18 protein-coding genes are annotated in these 17749 nt (G+C 61.8%); 9 read left to right on the plus strand and 9 right to left on the minus strand.

Annotation, left to right across the window (positions count from 1 at the left end):
• Positions 1-253 precede the first annotated feature (253 nt).
• Positions 254-709, minus strand: coding sequence for a cupin domain-containing protein (locus tag NEZ08_RS22700; protein WP_298112089.1), 456 nt, complete (start codon positions 707-709; stop codon positions 254-256).
• A gap of 19 nt (positions 710-728) precedes the next feature.
• The gene (locus NEZ08_RS22705; RefSeq protein ID WP_298112092.1) at positions 729-1907 is read right to left on the minus strand and encodes an ABC transporter substrate-binding protein; all 1179 of its coding nucleotides are present in this window, start codon (positions 1905-1907) and stop codon (positions 729-731) included.
• Positions 1908-2154: 247 nt separating this feature from the next.
• Here NEZ08_RS22705 and NEZ08_RS22710 point away from each other — a divergent pair, with 247 nt between their 5' ends.
• The 4 genes from NEZ08_RS22710 (at position 2155) to NEZ08_RS22725 (ending at position 6089) form a co-directional block, all read left to right on the plus strand.
• Complete coding sequence (locus tag NEZ08_RS22710; protein WP_298112094.1) at positions 2155-2646, plus strand: MarR family winged helix-turn-helix transcriptional regulator; 492 nt, start codon at positions 2155-2157, stop codon at positions 2644-2646.
• 95 nt (positions 2647-2741) lie between these two features.
• Positions 2742-3578, plus strand: a complete 837-nt coding sequence (locus tag NEZ08_RS22715; RefSeq protein ID WP_298112097.1) for an alpha/beta hydrolase — start codon at positions 2742-2744, stop codon at positions 3576-3578.
• Positions 3579-3964: 386 nt separating this feature from the next.
• Positions 3965-5626 carry a benzoate-CoA ligase family protein gene (locus tag NEZ08_RS22720; RefSeq protein WP_298112126.1) on the plus strand — a complete coding sequence of 554 codons (1662 nt, stop codon included), beginning with the start codon at positions 3965-3967 and terminating at the stop codon, positions 5624-5626.
• Between the two features lie 103 nt (positions 5627-5729).
• Positions 5730-6089, plus strand: coding sequence for a RidA family protein (locus NEZ08_RS22725; protein WP_298112129.1), 360 nt, complete (start codon positions 5730-5732; stop codon positions 6087-6089).
• A gap of 43 nt (positions 6090-6132) precedes the next feature.
• On the opposite strand, the gene NEZ08_RS22730 is transcribed toward NEZ08_RS22725, so the two are convergent.
• A complete protein-coding gene (locus NEZ08_RS22730; RefSeq protein WP_367278454.1) occupies positions 6133-7032 on the minus strand; it encodes a CHAD domain-containing protein in 900 nt (299 codons plus the stop codon).
• Positions 7033-7322: 290 nt separating this feature from the next.
• Between NEZ08_RS22730 and NEZ08_RS22735 the strand changes: the two genes are divergently transcribed.
• Together NEZ08_RS22735 and NEZ08_RS22740 are read left to right on the plus strand one after the other, a co-directional pair.
• A complete protein-coding gene (locus NEZ08_RS22735; protein WP_298112100.1) occupies positions 7323-8048 on the plus strand; it encodes a Crp/Fnr family transcriptional regulator in 726 nt (241 codons plus the stop codon).
• 148 nt (positions 8049-8196) lie between these two features.
• A complete protein-coding gene (locus NEZ08_RS22740) occupies positions 8197-8445 on the plus strand; it encodes a hypothetical protein (protein ID WP_298112102.1) in 249 nt (82 codons plus the stop codon).
• Between the two features lie 30 nt (positions 8446-8475).
• Here NEZ08_RS22740 and NEZ08_RS22745 read toward each other — a convergent pair whose 3' ends face one another.
• The 5 genes from NEZ08_RS22745 to NEZ08_RS22765 all read right to left on the minus strand — a co-directional run bounded on the left by NEZ08_RS22745 (position 8476) and on the right by NEZ08_RS22765 (position 14263).
• Positions 8476-9960 (minus strand): ATP-binding cassette domain-containing protein, encoded by a 1485-nt coding sequence (locus NEZ08_RS22745; protein ID WP_298112105.1) that lies wholly within the window; start codon positions 9958-9960, stop codon positions 8476-8478.
• Position 9961: 1 nt separating this feature from the next.
• Complete coding sequence (locus NEZ08_RS22750) at positions 9962-10885, minus strand: branched-chain amino acid ABC transporter permease (RefSeq protein ID WP_298112108.1); 924 nt, start codon at positions 10883-10885, stop codon at positions 9962-9964.
• A 1-nt stretch (position 10886) separates the two neighbouring features.
• Positions 10887-11762 carry a branched-chain amino acid ABC transporter permease gene (locus NEZ08_RS22755; protein ID WP_298112111.1) on the minus strand — a complete coding sequence of 292 codons (876 nt, stop codon included), beginning with the start codon at positions 11760-11762 and terminating at the stop codon, positions 10887-10889.
• A 98-nt stretch (positions 11763-11860) separates the two neighbouring features.
• The gene (locus NEZ08_RS22760) at positions 11861-13042 is read right to left on the minus strand and encodes an ABC transporter substrate-binding protein (protein ID WP_298112135.1); all 1182 of its coding nucleotides are present in this window, start codon (positions 13040-13042) and stop codon (positions 11861-11863) included.
• Between the two features lie 444 nt (positions 13043-13486).
• The gene (locus tag NEZ08_RS22765) at positions 13487-14263 is read right to left on the minus strand and encodes a cyclase family protein (protein WP_298112114.1); all 777 of its coding nucleotides are present in this window, start codon (positions 14261-14263) and stop codon (positions 13487-13489) included.
• A gap of 395 nt (positions 14264-14658) precedes the next feature.
• Here NEZ08_RS22765 and NEZ08_RS22770 point away from each other — a divergent pair, with 395 nt between their 5' ends.
• The 3 genes from NEZ08_RS22770 to NEZ08_RS22780 all read left to right on the plus strand — a co-directional run bounded on the left by NEZ08_RS22770 (position 14659) and on the right by NEZ08_RS22780 (position 17555).
• Complete coding sequence (locus NEZ08_RS22770; protein ID WP_298112118.1) at positions 14659-15336, plus strand: SGNH/GDSL hydrolase family protein; 678 nt, start codon at positions 14659-14661, stop codon at positions 15334-15336.
• A gap of 249 nt (positions 15337-15585) precedes the next feature.
• The gene (locus tag NEZ08_RS22775; RefSeq protein WP_298112120.1) at positions 15586-17178 is read left to right on the plus strand and encodes a hypothetical protein; all 1593 of its coding nucleotides are present in this window, start codon (positions 15586-15588) and stop codon (positions 17176-17178) included.
• 128 nt (positions 17179-17306) lie between these two features.
• Positions 17307-17555, plus strand: coding sequence for a hypothetical protein (locus tag NEZ08_RS22780; RefSeq protein WP_298112123.1), 249 nt, complete (start codon positions 17307-17309; stop codon positions 17553-17555).
• On the opposite strand, the gene NEZ08_RS22785 is transcribed toward NEZ08_RS22780, so the two are convergent.
• The coding region (locus NEZ08_RS22785; protein WP_298112138.1) for a hypothetical protein at positions 17552-17749 on the minus strand (198 nt) is incomplete at its 5' end. The two genes, NEZ08_RS22780 and NEZ08_RS22785, sit on opposite strands and share 4 nt — an antisense overlap.

A 17749-nucleotide genomic window follows, 5' to 3' on the forward strand; every position in this document is an offset into this window, starting at 1 on the left:
ACAAGGTGCTGAGCTACGCTCAGCGCGAAGCCATCGTGCGCGGCTATGCCAGCAAGGCGGGCTTCGCCGCTGTGCCGGGATTGGCGGCGGTGCGGGGCTAGCTTGCTGCGAGGAGGGCGCTTGTTCGCTGGCACCTCCGCCTCGCTTGAGAGGTCGAGGCTTGCGTGAGAGAAAATCTCCGCGAGCTTCGATCTACGGAAAATCCCCTCACCCCAACCCTCAGTCCGCTAGAGGTGCCGGGAGAGGAGAGAGATCACGCTCCCGGCGGCGGGGGCAGGAAGTGGATGTTGTGCTCGGCGGCAAGCGCGACGACTGCGTCGGGCGTCTGTTCCTTCATGTTGTGAATGCCCCAGAACAGGTCATAGAGCTTCTGCGTCGGCGAGACCCAGAACAGCACCTTCACCACCTGATCGGATTTGTTGAAGATGCCGTGTGGAATGCCCATCCCGAGGCGGACCAGGTCGCCCGGGGTCGCCTGCGCATCCGAGCCGGCGAGCATGAAGTCGAGCCGGCCCTCAAGGATGTAGAGATATTCGTCCTGGTCCGGATGAATATGCGGCGGCACGAAGGTGCCGGGCGGAAACGTCGCGTGCCACGAGAAGCAGTGGTCGGTGCGGTTCTTCGGCACGTAGGTCTGGCCGAGAATATTCCAGGAAATGCCCTGGATGCCTTCGTTGGCGCTGGTGATGCCGGTGATCTCGCTTGTCATAGTAAGTCCACTCCCTTCCTTACTTGCCCGGCACGCATTCCTTGGCATAGCGGTCGCCGTAATTCGAAAACACTTTCTGCACGATCTCCGTCTCGAACTTGCCGTCGGGGCGCTTGGCGACCTTGGTCAAGTAGAAGTCCTGGATCGGATAGCCGTTGATGTTGAACCTGAAGTTGCCGCGCAGCGACTTGAAATCGGCTTTCTTCAGGGCGGCAGCGACCGCGTCTTTGTCGGCGAGATTGCCTTTCAGCGCGTTTACGGCGCTGTCGATCAGAAGGGCCGTGTCGTAGCCCTGCATGGCATAGGTGCCGGGCACGCTCTTGTAGGCGGCTTCATAGCCCGCGACGAACTTCTTGCTTTGCGGATTGTCGAGGTCCGGCGCCCAGTCCGCGCCGCCGAACATGCCGACCGCCGCGTCCTGCTGCGCCGGCAGCGTCGATTCATCGACGGTGAAGGCTGACAGCACCGGGATCTTGTCGGCGAGTCCTGCCTGCCTGTACTGCTTCACGAGGCTGACGCCCATGCCGCCCGGCATGAAGGTGAAGACGGCATCGGGTTTCTGCGCGGCGATTTTCGACAGTTCGACCTGGAAATCGAGCGTGCCGAGCGGCACGTAGCTCTCCTCGGTGATCTCGCCCTTGTATTCGAGCTTGAAGCCGGCGGCCGAATCCTTGCCGGCCTGGTAGTTCGGCTCCAGGATATAGACGCGCTTGTAGCCGCGATCCTGCGCGACCTTGCCGAGGACCGCGTGCACCTGATCGTTCTGGTAGGAGGTGACGTAGAAGAACGGACTGCAGTTCTTGCCGGCGTAGCTCGAGGGGCCTGCATTCGGACTGATCAGGAATGTCTTGTTGTCGACGACCGGCCGGTGGATCGCGAGGAGGATATTGGAGAAGATCGGGCCGACGACAAAATCGACCTTGTCGCGTTCGAGCAGCCCCTTCACCTTGGAAACCGCGGCGTCCGGCTTCAGTTCATCGTCCGCAACGATGACCTCCACTTCCCGACCGCCCATCTTGCCGCCGAGATCCTTCACCGCGAGATTGAAGCCGTCGCGGACCTGCGCGCCGAGGGCGGCGGCCGGGCCGGAGAGGGTGACGATCAGGCCGATCTTCAGTTTCTCCTGCGCGGCAGCAGGGTTTGCGAAAATCCCGGCCGCGGCCGCGACGACTGCAGCCCATTTCAACTGTTGACGCATCACCAATCTCCCCCTGTTCGCCGGCGTTCCGGCCCTTTCTTGCAGGCAGCTTATGCCGACGATGGCGGGGGCGGCAACCGCGTCCTTTGGCGGGTTGGGCTCACCCAACGCCTCAACATGCAAGGGACGCGCCAATTATTTGAAACTTAAAGAAATTCGTCCAGGCCGCCGAAGGAGGCGGGTCCCGTCGCGTTTTGACTTGAAGCGGCGCCTCAATTACGTGAAGGTTAAACAGGAAATATGCAGCATGATCCTCGATTCCGAAACCAAGGCCGTCGAGCTTCCCGGCGATCACGGCGACGAACTCCGGCTGTGGCTGCGGCTTTTGACCTGTACGACTCTGATCGAAGGCGAGGTCAGGAGCCGCTTGCGGGAGCGCTTTGATGTCACGCTGCCGCGCTTTGACCTGATGGCCCAGCTCGACAAGGCGCCGGAGGGGATGACGCTGTCGGACGTCTCCAAGCGCATGATGGTCAGTAACGGCAATGTCACCGGACTGGTTGAACGGCTGGTGGAGTCCGGCCATCTCGACCGGCGGACATCAGAGAGCGACCGGCGGGTTCAAGTGATCCGCCTGACAAAGGCCGGCCGCGCCGAATTCCGCAAGATGGCGGCTGAGCACGAGAGCTGGATTGCCGACATCTTCTCCGATCTGTCGCCGAAAGACGTGCGCGAATTGATGCGGCTGCTCGCCAAGACCAAAGCGTCTGCGCAGAAAGCCGCGCAGAGCAGGGCTTAGCTCCGTGACCTAGTACCGCCGATCTGAACTCCCTGAGCCACCGGAGGCGAATTCGATAAGGGACCTCAGATCGATAAATTGGAAGGTGGGCGCTAGTGGTTGATTACGAGGCCGAATACAACAACCGGGCGCGTGTCCCGGAAAACCCGGAGCTGATGGCGGGTTGGGCCCGCGATGCGGCGGCCTATCGCGAGCAGTACGCCCCGCGCCGGATCGCGTACGGGCCGGGGCCCCGTCACGTGATCGACGTTTTTGCCGGTGATGGCCGAAGTGAAGGCAAAGGCGAAGACAAAGTGCCGCTTGTCGTCTTCATTCATGGCGGCTACTGGCAGGCGCTGGACGGCTCATCGTTCAGCCACATGGCACGCGGCCTCAACGCCCACGGCATCGGCGTTGCCGTTCCGACCTACGATCTCTGCCCGCAAGTTTCGGTGGCGGACATCATCATGCAGATGCGCGAGGCGATGCTCGAGCTGGCGAAGATTTCGGAAGCGCTGGTTGTCAGCGGTCATTCCGCCGGCGGACAGCTGGCGGCCTGCATGCTGGCGACCGACTGGAAGGCGTATGATGAATCGCTGCCGCCGCAGTTCGTGCGCGCGGCCTATGCGATCTCCGGCCTGTTCGATCTGGAGCCGCTTGTTCAGACCTCCATCAACAGGGCGTTGCGTCTCGACCTCGCCTCGGCCCGCGCCGCTAGTCCCCTGTTGTGGCAACCGCCGTCGCACGGCAGCCTGGACGCGGTGGTCGGCGAAACGGAAAGCGCGGAATATCACCGCCAAAGCAAAACCCTTGTCGAAGCCTGGGGCGACGCCGGCATTGCGGTCAGATACGGCAGTCTGCCGGCGGCCAATCACTTCACTGCGATTGCCCCGCTTGCCGATCCCGCATCGCCTATGACCTTGCGGCTGAAGGAACTAGTGGAAGGGATTTGACATTCGCGACCTGCCGCGCCGCAGCCTCTGGAAGCGAACGTCGAATCCAAAGCTCCATCATAGATACCTGTATTTTCTGGTTATCTTTTGACCCCAGCATTTGCAGAAGTCCCTGCTGAAACGGGATGCAAATGCTGGAAATTCACCACGAACAGGCCGCCTAATCCGCCAAAAGGCGTGAGTTCGGCTATTGCGCTCAATTGTTTTAAGTATAAAATGTTTTCCGCTGCCGTTCCGAAATGGTGCGTGAGCACCAGACTACGGCGCGCAATTGCGCGTCCGAGAATCTCGAGGTTCCGGGTTTGCTTTCGCGAGCGCCCCGGAATGACTGCTGCTCCGCATCCCGAAACCGGGAGATGATGGAAATGTCAGGTCGAATTGCCCCATTGCTCGGCCCGTCTGGCCACGTCGATGATTTTGCCCGGCGTAATCTGCCGCCGTTTGAACTGTGGCCGGACATGTTGCTCGACCGGAGCGAGTTTCAATATCCGGATTATCTCAACGCTGGGGTTGAACTGACCGACCGCATGGTCGAGAGAGGTTTTGGCGATCATACCGCGCTGATCGGCAACGGACGCCAGCGCACCTACAAGGAACTCTCCGACTGGTCCAATCGTCTCGCGCATGCGCTCGTGGAGAATTACGGCGTCAAGCCAGGCAATCGCGTTCTGATCCGCTCGGGCAACAATCCGGCGCTTGTCGCCGCCTGGTTGGCGGCGACCAAGGCCGGCGCCGTGGTGGTCAACACCATGCCGCTGCTGCGCGCCGGCGAACTTTCCAAGATCGTCGACAAGGCCGAGATTTCACTGGCGCTCACCGACAGCCGCATCGCCGATGAGTTGGTCGCGTGCGCCAAGACGAGCCGTTTCCTCAAGCAGGTCGTCAACTTCGACGGCACCTCGAACCATGATGCCGAGCTTGATCGCGTCGCCTTGAGCAAGCCCGTGCGTTTTGATGCGGTCCAGACCGGCCGCGACGACGTCGCGTTGCTCGGTTTTACGTCCGGCACAACGGGCGAGCCGAAGGCGACCATGCACTTCCATCGCGACCTCCTGATGATCGCTGACGGCTATGCAAAGGAAGTGCTGGGTGTCACGCCGGATGACGTGTTCGTCGGCTCGCCGCCGCTGGCTTTCACGTTCGGGCTTGGAGGACTGGCGATTTTCCCGCTGCGGTTCGGTGCGACCGCGACGCTGTTGGAAAACGCTGCGCCTGCCGAGATGATCAAGATCATCGAGACCTATAAGGCAACGATCTGCTTCACCTCCCCGACCGCCTATCGCGCGATGATGGCCGCAATGGACAAGGGCGCGGATCTGTCTTCGCTGCGGCTTGCGGTCTCCGCCGGTGAAACCTTGCCGGCACCCGTGTTCGAGGCCTGGACCCAAAAAACCGGCAAGCCCATTCTTGACGGCATCGGTTCAACGGAAATGCTGCACATCTTCATCAGCAATCGCATCGAGGGCGCCGCCGCGGGATCAACGGGAACCCCGGTCGCGGGCTATGAGGCAAAAGTCGTCGACGACAACATGAACGAATTGCCGGCGGGCGCAGTCGGCAAGCTCGCAGTGCGTGGGCCGACGGGTTGCCGTTATCTCGCCGACCCGCGCCAGACCAATTACGTGCGCGAAGGCTGGAATCTGACCGGCGATTCCTTCACCCGCGACGAAAAGGGCCGTTTCTCCTTTGTGGCGCGGTCCGACGACATGATCATTTCCTCCGGCTACAACATCGCCGGCCCCGAAGTCGAGGCGGCTCTGCTCAGTCATCCCGGCGTGGCCGAGTGCGGGGTGGTGGGCGCGCCCGACGAGGCGCGCGGCACGATCGTCAAGGCCTATGTGGTGCTGACGGCAAAAGCTGTCGCCGGCGATGCGCTGACATCTGAGCTTCAGGAACACGTCAAACGGGTCATTGCACCATACAAATATCCGCGTGCGATAGAATATGTCGCGCAACTGCCGAAGACCCAAACCGGCAAGCTCCAGCGCTTCGCGTTGCGCCAGATTGCGCAAGGCAAGAGTACGTTGCCCGGCGTGGCGGCCGAATAGATTTCAAGGAGAACGACCGGTGACCCCTTTGAAAGGTCCGGCCCCTGCCGTCCGTTCCGAAGATGAGACGGCGGTACGAATTCTGCAACCGAGCGGCTGGCCCATGCCGAAAGGCTATGCCAACGGCGTGAGTGCTGACGGCAGGTTGGTAGTGACCGGCGGTGTGATCGGCTGGGACGTTCATGGCCATTTGCCCTCCGACTTCGTCGCGCAGGTGCGGCAAACCTTGCGCAACATCGCCGCCATTCTCGCCGAGGGCGGCGCGGGGCCGGAGCATCTGGTGCGCCTGACCTGGTATGTCGTCGATATGGACGAATATCTTTCCAGCCTGAGGGCGCTCGGGCAAATCTATCGCGAGATCATTGGCGCGCATTATCCGGCGATGGCGCTGGTGCAGGTCGTGCGCCTGGTCGAGAAAGAGGCCAGGGTCGAGATCGAGGCAACCGCTGTCGTGCCGCGCTGAGAGATTGGTGTGTTTCCTCACCTCATCCCGCGAGGGAGACAGATCAAGCGCTCGCGATCTTCAGCGGCTCAAGCTGCGCCAGCTGGTCATAAGCCTTGGCCGCTTTTCGCAGCAGCCGCTTCTTTTGCTTGGCGTCCAGCAACAGACCGCCTTCGCCGGCCTCGGTGCCAAGCGCAGCTGCAAGCGATCGGCGCCGTTCATCGTCATTGAGCTGCCCAAGCGATTTCTGAGCCTTGCGCAGCAGCGTCAGCATCGCCTGTTGTGCCGGCTTTTCGCTGGCGGAGACCAGTTTCGCCGCCGCCTCGACGGCGTAGCTAAGCCGCTTGTTGGCGAGCCGCACGCGATGGCGCTTGCGCGCGTTGAGGTCCTTGAGGTTGTGGCTTTTCTTCAAAAGCTTCTTGCGCCAATCCTCCAGTTTTTCCGAGCAGTAGGGCTCCGCAGCCCGCGCGCGGCGCTCGACCGCACCCTTCGATCGCTTGCGCGACCAGTCGCCATGTTCGATCCAGGCGGAAAGATCCCGGATCAGTCGCCGATAGCGCGGCGAGGCGAGTGCGCGGCTGAGGTGGCGCTGGCTGGCGTCGCGTTCGTTTCGCCAGGTTCGCTCGACGGCGTCGGCCGCCTGCTCCATTTTCGCGAGCCGCTCGAGCGCGACGTCGAGGTCGCGAACTATGCCCAGATGCGCATGCAGCCACTTCAATTCCGCGGCCAGCCGAACCTCGTCGTCGCCCTCTACCATAGGCGAAAACAAGGCAATAGCGGTCCGCAGCCGGGTCAGAGCTACACGCATGGCGTGTAGGGATGCGGCGTCGCCCGCAAACGTACCTTTGTGCTGCGCCGCCAGCTGATTCAGGTACTGGCTTGCTAACACTCGAAAGGCGGCTTCGCAGGTCATCGCGTCCGGAACCTTCGGGGCCAGCTTTATCGATTTCTTGACCATGACCATTGCGCTCACGGGAACAGGGTGCCCGGCTGCCGGTGTCTTGACAACAGGGCTTGTTCGAGGGCGAGCTTTGCGGCAGTAGTGGAAAAATCCTCGGAATTGGCGCCCGGGAGGGGAATTTTTGGCAAGGAGCCAGCTGCCTTCATATCAGCGTTGCGGCAAGTTCGTCATTTGAACTGCAGATTCAAAGCCGCACTCGAACCAATAGATTACTGGAGCTCCTTTGATTTCGAAGTTCGCATCAGGGGTGCCGCCGACAGTTTGCGAACTTCGGAAGCGGAACTCTGGTAGGCGTGCCCCAGAACAAGACGATCGAGCCCCGGCCGGTGATGGGCAAGCTGTCGGTGCTGCGCAAGCACCCGATTTTCTGTGACCTGGATGCAGAGGCATTCGAGCAGCTTGGCCGCTACGCCAAGTCCGCGACGCTGAAGCGCGGCGCGACGATCTTCTCCAAGGGTGATCCCGGCAACAGCCTGATCGCGGTCGTATCGGGCACGGTGAAGATCAGCATTTCCTCGCCGGACGGTCGCAACGCGATTCTCAACCTGATCGGCCCCGGCGAGATATTCGGTGAGGTCGCCGTTCTCGATGGCCAGGCGCGAACGGCCGACGCCATCGCCAACAGCAATTGCGAGATCGTCGTCATCGACCGCCGCGAATTCCTCCCGTTCGTGAAAAGTCAGCCGGCGCTGGCGATGAAATTCATTGAATTGTTGTGTACGCGCCTGCGCTGGACCTCCGGCCAGGTGGAAGAGGTGATCCTGCAGGATCTGCCGGGCCGGCTCGCGAGTGCGCTGCTCCGTCTCACCGAGCGGCGCAAGGCCTCGCAGGACAGCCGCACCATCGCCGTGACCCAGCAGGAGATCAGCGAAATGGTGGGCATGTCGCGCGAGAGCATCAACAAGCAGCTTCGCGCCTGGGCCTCGCGCAACTGGGTTCGCCTCGAACATGGCGCCATCGTCGTGCTGAACGCCGCATCTTTGCAGGAGATTGCGGGATCAGGCGCCGAAGACGATTAATCACGAAGTCAGCGATCTAAAGAGAAGGATGACGATGCGGCACGATCCTGTCGCGTCTCGGGCGCCGGCGCGTGTGAAGCAGATCATACGGGTTGGTCAGCGGACGGGATAGGTTTGCGTGGGGGACATCCTCGAATCGGAGGCACCCATGCACGCTCCTTACGACAAGCACAAGATCAGCTCTCGCAGCAAATCGACAGGCGGTGCCGGATTTCTCATCCTGACTGCCATGGCGCTTGTATTTCTGGCACTCGGGGCCTTTCATTCGAAGGCGCCGCTCTGGATATCGCAGGCTGCCGAGGCGGAGTTTGGCCTCAGCGGCTTTTCGGCAGACAACCCGGTACAAACCGCGCAGCCTGACATGGCCGTGCCGATCGAAACGGTTCGCGCCTATTGAAGCAGCCGGCCGGTTCCGGGCCAGCTCTCTTCAGAGATAGCCCTCGCCGGCCTCCGCGGCGAAGCGGGCCGGATCGCCTTCCCAGACGATCCGCGCGTGCTCGAGCACATAGACGCGGTCGGCATGCGGAAGTGCGAACGTCACGTTCTGCTCGCCCAACAGCACCGTGATGTCGGTGGTCTGCCGCAACCGCTCGAGCGCCTTTGACAGCGTCTCCAGGATGACCGGCGCCAGCCCCAGCGTCGGCTCGTCGAGGATCAGGAGCTTTGGCTGCATCATCAGCGCGCGTCCGATCGCAAGCATCTGCTGCTCGCCGCCCGAGAGCGTCTGCGCCAGTTGGCCCTGGCGTTGTTTCAGGATCGGGAATAGCTCAAAGAGCCAGGCGAGCTGCTTGGCCCGCTCCTCGTCGGTGAGGTGCTGGCCGCCGAGGTCGAGATTTTCCCGCACGGTCATCTCGCCGAACAGTTCTCGCGATTCCGGACATTGCACGATGCCGTTGCGCGCGATCTTTGCCGGGCTCGTGCCGCGCAGCTTTTCGCCGTCCCGGACCACTTCGCCGCTATAGGGCAGGAAGCCCGAGATCGTGTTGAACAGCGTGGTCTTGCCGGCGCCGTTCAGTCCCACCACAGAAACGAATTCGCCATGGTGCACATGGATCGACACGTTCTCCAGCGCCTGGGCCTTGCCGTAGAACACACTCACATTCTCGACCTGGAGTAGCGGCACCTTGTCCTTGAAAGAGTTTTCGGGACGCGCCGCAGTCTCGATCGCGCCGCCGAGATAGACGCGCCGCACCGTCTCGTTGCGCATGACCTCGTCGGCGCGCCCGGTGACGATTTCCTCGCCGAGATACATGGCAAGCACCCGGTCGACCAATGCCGCTACGCTCTTGACGTTGTGGTCCACGAGCAGCACGGCGCGGCCTTCGTCGCGGAAGCTCTTGATGAGCTCGGAGAAGGTGCCGACCTCGGCGAGCGTCAGTCCGGCAAACGGCTCGTCGACCAGCACCACCTTGGGATCCCGTGCGATCGCCTTGGCGAGTTCAAGGCGGCGCAAATCGGCGAAGGGCAGGGTCGGCGGATGGCGGTCCATCACCGCGCCGAGGCCGACGCGGTTGGCGATCCACTTGGCACGCTCGGTCAGAGCCTTGTCCGGAAACAGCATGAGCAGGCTGTCGGGCAGCAGCGCCACCATGATGTTTTCCAGCACCGTCTGCCGGTTCAACGGCCGCGAATGCTGGAACACCATGCCAAAGCCCTTGCGCGCGATCTTGTGCGCCGGCAGGCCCGCGACATCCTCGCCCTGGAAGACGACCTTGCCCGCGGTCGGGCGCTCGATTCCCATGATCGATTTCATCGCTGTCGACTTGCCGGACCCGTTCGGGCCGATCAGGCCGAAGATCTCGCCGGCATGAACGTCGAGGTCGAGGTTCTTCACCGCAGTGAGGCCGCCGAAGCGCTTGGTGAGCCCGCGGACCTCGAGGACCGGTGCGTTATTGGTTGTTGTGGCGTCCATATCAGCGGCTCTCATGCGAAAGGGCCGCGCCCAGGAAGCCGCCCGGGAAGAACAGCACGACGAGAAGCGCGACCGCCGACACGATGAATGTCGCGAGCTCGCCGGTGGGGCGCAGGAATTCGCCGGCGACGATCAGGAATATAGCCCCTAAGGCTGCGCCCAGCACGGTGCGGCGACCGCCCAGCACGGCGGCGACGATGACGTTCACGCCGACCGACACGTCGACCACCGTGCCGACCGAAGCGGTGCCCATGTAAAACACCAAGAGCGCGCCGGACAGGCCGGAAAAGAATGCCGAGACGATGAAGGCAGCGAGCTTGTGCTTGACGATGTTGAAGCCCAGCGCGCCGGCCTGCACCGGGTCCTGGCCGCTCGCTTGCAGGACGAGACCGATCGGCGATTGCGACAAGCCGTAGAGAATGAGCGCGCTGATTGTCATGAAGCCGAGCGCGATCCAGTAATTCGCGCCGGCGTCGATCGTGATGACATCGGGAATGGTCAGGCCGATTTCGCCGCCGGTGAGATCGGCGAACACGACCACGAAGTTTTGCAGGATCAGTACAGCGACCAGCGTGGTCAGGCCGAAATAGGGGCCGCGCACCCGCAACGCCGGCAAGGCCAGGACGAGCCCGGCAATGACGGCAGCAAACGCACCGAGCACGATACAGACATAAACCGACCAGCCGTACTGGGCGTTCAGAATGCCGGCGGTATAGGCGCCGACGCCGATCAGGAATGTCGGTCCGAAGTTGACCTCGCCGGCGAAACCGAACAGCAGGTCCCAGGACATCGCGAACACGCCGAAGTAATAGGCGACCGTGAGCAACCCGAGCACGTAGCCGGATACATAAAGCGGCAGGGTCGCCGCAATGATCACAACCGCGAGCGAAATGAAAAACAGCCGCGATTTGAAGAACCCGCTCATTTTAGCGCCTCCCGAGCAGGCCTTGCGGCCGCACATACATCACCGCCACGAGCAGCAGCAGCGCCGGAATGGTCCGGTAGGCCGGCGAGATCAGATAGGCCGTGATGGTTTCGAGGTAGCCGACGACGAAGGCGGCAATCAGAGAGCCCGAGACGCTGCCGAGACCGCCCAGCACCACGATCGAGAAGGCGCTCGCCGTCAAAGGACCGACGCTGTAGGAACTGACGCCCAGGAACATGCCGAGCAGCACGCCGGCGATGCCGGCAAGGATGCCGTAGATCGCCCAGACCACGATATAGATGCTGCCGAGTTCAAGCCCGAGAAGCGTCACGCCGCGCGGGTTCATCGATGCGGCCAGCACCGCCTTGCCGGTACGGGTGCGATTCACGAGCAGCCAGAGCAGGGCAATCACAAGGCAGCAGACGACGGCGGTGAAGATCTCGTTGCGCGGCGTGCGTATGCCGGCGATGTCGACGACGCCTTCGACGATCGGCAGCACGGTCTTGGCATTGTTGGTGAAGAAATAGGCGATCAGCTCCTGGATCATGATGCCCCAGAGCAGCGTGCCGGTGAGCACGAAGATTTCCTTCTCCTCGTTGGGGATGCGGCGCGACCTCTGGATCGGCTGCACCACCGCGAAATAGGTGGCGAAGGCCGCCACCACAGCAACCGCGACGCCGATCAGGGCGCCCGAATAGGTGTCGAGCTGGAACAGGCTTGCTGCCGCCCATGCCGCCACCGCCGCCAGCACCATGATGGCGCCGTGCGACAGGTTGAGCACGCCGGAGACGCCGAAGATGAGGGTAAACCCGGTAGCGCCCAGCGCATACAGCGCGCTGATGGCAAAACCGTCGATCAGAATCTGTAACGCAAGCATTTATACCCGCCGCGGCAGCCCCCGCCGCCTATCCTTTAAAGAAAACCGTTCACCAAAGAAAATGCTCCCGGGGGTTTTCCCCGGGAGCATTTTTTTGATCAGTTCGAAGTGACCTTGATGAAGCTCGGGAACTTGAGTTTGGCCTTGGCGACATCAGCCGGCCACACGCCCACCTGCTGGCCGTCCTGCCATTGCAGCATCAAGCCGGTGATGAGCCCCTTGCCGTACTTGATCGAGTGGGTGAACGGGTCGTCCTTGCCGTAGAACTGGACACGGCCGATGGTGCCGATCCAGTCGGTCTTCTCCAGGGCCGCGATCAGCTTGTCGGCATCGGTCGAGCCGGCGCGCTTCACGGCGTCGGCGATGTAGTAGACCTCGTCATAGGCGGTGTAGCCGCAATAAGACGGGAAGTTGCCGAACTTCGCCTTGAAGGCATCGGTGAAGGGAATGCTCTTGGGGGTCACCGCGACGCCCGTCCCCGACACACCCTGGTAGATCACACCGTTGGCGGCCTCGTTGGTGTCCTTGCCAAAGGTCGAGTTGGTAGCCTGCGAGGCGATGCCGAACATCGGGATCGGCACCTGCTGGTTCTTCCACTGCACGGTCGGCTGCACGCCGACATGCGAGATGCCGGTGATGATCACGTCGGGCTTGGAGCCTTCGATCTTGTTGAAGATCGGCGTGAAATCGGTGGTGTCGGGCGAGAAGCGGATGTGGTCGAGCACCTTCAGACCGATTTTCGGCAGACAGTCCTCATAGCCGACGTCGAGCGGCTTGGTCCATGCGGCATCCTCGCTCATGATGACCGCGGTTTTCATGTGCCTCTGCTCGACGAGCAGTTCCTTGGCGGCGTCGCACACCGATTGCGCCAGCGCAGCCGAGGTCAGGTAGCCGTGGAAGGTGTACTTGTTCTTCTCATAATCGGCGTGGACGGCCTTGCTGATCTCGTTGGAGGCTGCGCCAGGCGTGATCAAGGGCGTCTTCAGGCGCGCGGCCCAGGGCTCCAGCGCCAGTACCACCTCGCTGATGTAGCTTGCGATGACGATATTGACCTTGTCTTCGTTGACCGCGCGCTGGAATGCGCGAACGGAATCGGCGGACGAAGAGTGGTTGTCGTAAGTGACGATTTCGATCTTGCGACCGTCGACGCCGCCTTTGGCGTTGATCTCGTCGGCGGCGAGCTGGGCTGCCTGCGGGATCGAGGCGCCGGCGATGGCTTGCGCTTCCGCAATAACGCCGATCTTGATCGGATCGGCAGCGAGCGCCTGACCGGTGGCCATGAGCAGGCCGAGGGCCGTCGCGCCGAGCAGCGTACGGAATTTTGGTGTCATGATATCTCTACTCCCTAATCTCGGCCTTGGCGGCCTTTGCATTATTTTAGCCTCGCCTGCATCCCCAGCAAGCGAAACGGTCAAAGCGCCTAGTGTGGTACGACCCGGTTCACCTCTTGGAAAGACCAAAATCGTCGCAGCCGGTGCGCTTTCACGCCAGCGTTAATGCGCCGCGCCGCGGCCTCCTTGGAATATTTTGCGAAGGCGATTTTTCTTTGCAGATTCAACGGGTTACGATGGCGGCTGTGGCCCCTGTGGTTGTGCGAGGCGTTTGGTCGCCAAAACAATCTGGCTTGCACGCTGGTCGATTCCTCCTGGAGTGCAATTGCGCGCAGGTAAGCCTCTTGCGATGAGACGAAAGACTAACAGCGCACACCCGGGCGTCTCTGCCGCTCAGCTATCGATGATGGCAACCGCACGGGTCCAGCCGGCGGAAGCGCGTTCGATTTTCACCGGAAAGCAGCTGACCATAAAACCGGTCGAGGGAAGAAGTTCCAGATTGTGCAGCTTTTCGATGTGGCAATAGCCGATGTGACGTCCGGCCTTATGGCCTTCCCAGATCAGGCTCGCATCCTTCGTCTGCGCATATTTCCTGGCTGTGTAGACGAACGGCGCGTCCCAGCTCCAGCCGTCAATGCCCGTCAGCCGCACGCCGCGCTCGAGCAGGTACATCGTCGCTTCATATCCCATGCCGCAGCCGGAATTGACGAAGTCGGCCTGGCCGTATTTGGCGCCGGCAGAGGTGTTGACAACAACGATTTCGAGCGCTGACAGCGTGTGCCCGATGCGCTTCAGCTCAGTCTCGACATCCTTGGCGGTCACGACATAGCCGTCGGCAAAATGGCGGAAATCGAGTTTGACCGCCGGCTGAAAACACCATTCCAGCGGCACCTCTTCGATGGTCCAGGCGCGCTCGCCGCGATTCATGGTGGGGTGATAGTGATAGGGCGCGTCGAGATGGGTGCCGTTATGGGTCGAGAGCTGCACCGTCTCCATCGCCCACCCCTGGCCGTCCGGCAGATCTTCGGCTTTCAGCCCCGGGAAGAAGCCGAGCATGCGCGGCAGGCTCTGCTGATGGTCGTGATATTCGATGCGCGGGTTGATTCCCGGCGGATCGGCCGGAACGTCATTTTGCAGCGGCACGGAAATGTCGATCAGTTTTCGCGCCATGGCGCTCCCTCGCATGTTGTGTTTCTCTCATTGTGAGAGGTTTTGGGCTGCACCTGTCAAGCCGTGCGTCCGGGCCTCGAAACGAGCCGGCCTTGGTTCAAAGTCCGCCACCCGGGTTCCTTGCCGGCGCTTGGGCGTATCATCGACCTGTCTGCGGTGTCGACATGAACCGAACGCGCCTTGCCAATGTCACGGTTCTGACATTCGTATCAGGTCGCGGCAGATCGGCTTAACGATTGTCAGAACCAAAGGACCACTAGCAAACACATATGTTTCTCGTGGAGTTAGGATTTGACTTTGGCTTTGCGAGCTGGCGGCCAAGTAGGTAGCGATATCAAATCCACTCCACGCGTGCGGCTTTGGACTTGGCCTTCGCTACGAGGACTGACGGTAACATGAAAGCGAATGCCAAATCCGCCGCATTGGCCATTCTTGCAATTGCAACGCTCGGGGCCGGCTGGTCGCATGTCAGGAAGCCGCCGGAGCTCGATGCACACCGGCATACCCGCCAGATCATTATGCGCTACACGTTCAGCAGGGTCGAAAACCCCATCATCGTGCTCGGCGACAGCATTACGGAGGCCTCGACACTGCCTCGATCGCTTTGCGATCACGCCCTCGTCAATGCAGGACTGGACGGCGCCTCCACGGCAAGCGATCTCGGGACCTGGCTGATGGGCGCGCTCGATGGTAAGCGCGCTGCGGCCATCCTGATTGCGCTCGGCACCAATGACGCGCTTCAGGGACGCACGCGCGATGAATTCGAAAGCGATTACCGATCGCTGCTCGCCCAGCTCAACGCCGCAACCGATCGTCTCGCCGTTCTGGGCATTCCCGCAGTCGAAGTGGGCGGCCGCATGCCGCCGCAGTATCAGGCCGAGACCATGGAGCGTATCAGAGCCTTCAACGCAGCCCTGCCTGCCGTGGCCGGGAAAGGCGGCGCGACCTTTGCCGCGTTGCCGCCGATGCCCGCCCCCCACACGATTGACGGCGTGCATCTCGATGCGGCGGGTTATGCCGTGTGGGATGCTGCCGTGCTGAAGGGCGTGTCAGGTGCCTGCAGCAGGTCCTAATGCCTTCCCCGAAGATACGAACATGCCGGCCATGCGGGATGCCCTCACACCCAGGCGGTCAAAACGAGGCGCGGCCTACCGCGCAACGCCGTCGGCGATGAGCGGTAGGAAATCGCTAACGCTTCTCAAAGATTGAGTGAGCCGGCCGACGTGGCGGGCAAGGCGCCCGGTCCGCGGAATAAGCCGACGCTAACCTATTTATCCGATTGATTAACCGGATCCAGCGTTACCCCAAATGGCAACTCGAGCATGTTCTCAACCGAAGCTCGCGTACAACGATTTCTCTCGACGACGATCGCGCTGCTGGTTGCCGGCGCGCTCGCCGTCATCGGTCATCAGTCGGTGAACGATCTGCTCGGGCTCGATGATCTGTTCACTACCATCCTCTTGAGCGCTGCAACCCTGCCGAAATTGTGGAAGGGCATTGCGCTTGGGCTCGACGGTAACCCGCCGCTCTACATGACGGCGGCCTGGCTGATTATTCAGACTGTGCCAACGCTGGTGTCACCGGTCGCGTTGCTGAAAACTTTGAATATTGTCGCGGCCGGGGCCGGCGTGGTTGTGCTTGGTCAACTCGCGCGCCGGATCGTTTCGCCCGCGGCAGCGTGGATCGGCGCGCTGTTGTTCGTGACCCTCAGCAAGGGATTCATCTACGACGCGTCCGTGCTCCGTACCTACGCGCTTTATTTTCTGGCCGCTGCTTTGGCCGCTCTCTGTCAGCAACGGCTGATCGAACGGCGTCGGCGATCGGATATCGTATGGCTGGCGCTCGCCAACATCGCGCTGGCGACGTCGCATACTTTCGGAAGTGCCTATGTCGGCATCGTTGCGCTTGCAGGATGGTTGAGTCGGCCGCGCGGAGACAAGACGTTGCTGGTGCCGATGGCAATGGCCATCGCTCCCGCGGTGCTGGTCGTGGCTGTCTGGAGTCCGTCCCTGATGGAGCAGCTTCAAGTCGCCAAGCCCTACGGCTGGATGACGCCACCTCACTTGCCGGAGCTGCTCGATTCCGTGTTCGGGTCGGTCGTCATGCTGTGGATCTCGATCTTCGAGGTCGCCTGCCTGATCGCCGCAACTCTTTCGGCCCTGAAGCTTGATCCTGCATGGCTTCGCACCCGGTTCGGCGGTCCGGCGGGGCAGCCGCTGCGCTTCGTCGTGCTGGTGGTGGCCGGCATCACCGGTTTCACGGTGCTGGGCTGGCTGGTCTCGCGGACGCTGTTTCCTCTGTTCGTGGTCCGCTATTTCACGCCGCAGCTTTTCGCAGCCTACGCATTGCATGTCGCGTTCGGCGAGTGGCTGGTCCGGCACCGGTTGCAGTATCGGACAGCGATCATAGCGGTCTGTGCCGTGCTGGTGCCGCTGGTCATGGGCAACGTCGCGCTTCACGCGCACAAGTCGGTTCACGGAACCGACCCCTGCGTGCGTCCGGCCAGCGGCAAGTTCTTCGAAGAGAGCTTCGTCGACGGCAAGCTGCCCGTTATCGTCGATTCGTCGCACATGTTTCTGCCGCGCCTGGCCTTTGCCGCTCGCAGCGATGTCTATCGTTTCGCACTGGATTGGGATGTCGTTCTCAAATATCCGGACTGGCTGCGTGACAACGCATCGGACTTCCACTTGATGGAGGATCTTCAAACGTGGTGGCCGGAACCGCGGGTCGTAACCACCGAAGACATCCTGAAGACCTACCCGCAGTTCCTGGTCATCGCGCAGCGGGCGTGGTTTTTCAACCTTCAGACCACCCGTCACGTGACCGCCGAGAAGCTCGCGGAGGTCAACTCCTCTGTCGAGGGCGAGACCTCATGCACGCTCTGGAAGGTCACGCGTGTCGAGCCGCTGGAGTAGGGTCTTTCAAACCGGGCACCGGAACGGCTCCAGCCAATCCGAGGAAGGGAAGCTCGAGCGCGTAAGGATTTCGTTAACCATTTTTAGGGGAGACTGAACGGGCCTTCTTCTCAGGATGGATGACAGCCATGATTGAGCTTGATGTCTTAAGCCGCCAGATCGACGCCCTGATGGCTGAGCAGCGAGAGGCCTGGCGTCAACTTGCCGTTCCAACCCTGACCGCCTTCGACCGGCGCGAGATCCGCAACCGGATCCGGCAGAGCGGAATCGAATTGCGGGATCATCTGAAAGTAAGGACGGAACGGCTGAGTTATCAGCCGCGCCCGGCGGAGCCGCCGACCGACAGTCTCGCCAATTTCAACTTCCGCCTGCTTTAGAACTCGAAGTCGCCGGTCGACTGCCGCGCCAGCGCGCGCAGGTCGGCGATCGTCCCGCGCACGGCATTGCAGCGCCGGCAATGGACGTGGACGTCATCGCCGGTCTCCGCCGGATCGATCGGCTTGATCGACAGGCTGCCGCAAACCTCGCAGACGATCTTCAGTCCGCTTTGCGTCTCGCTGGAATGATCGAG

It is taken from the genome of Bradyrhizobium sp., from assembly GCF_027451485.1.
Classification (GTDB): Bacteria; Pseudomonadota; Alphaproteobacteria; order Rhizobiales; family Xanthobacteraceae; genus Bradyrhizobium.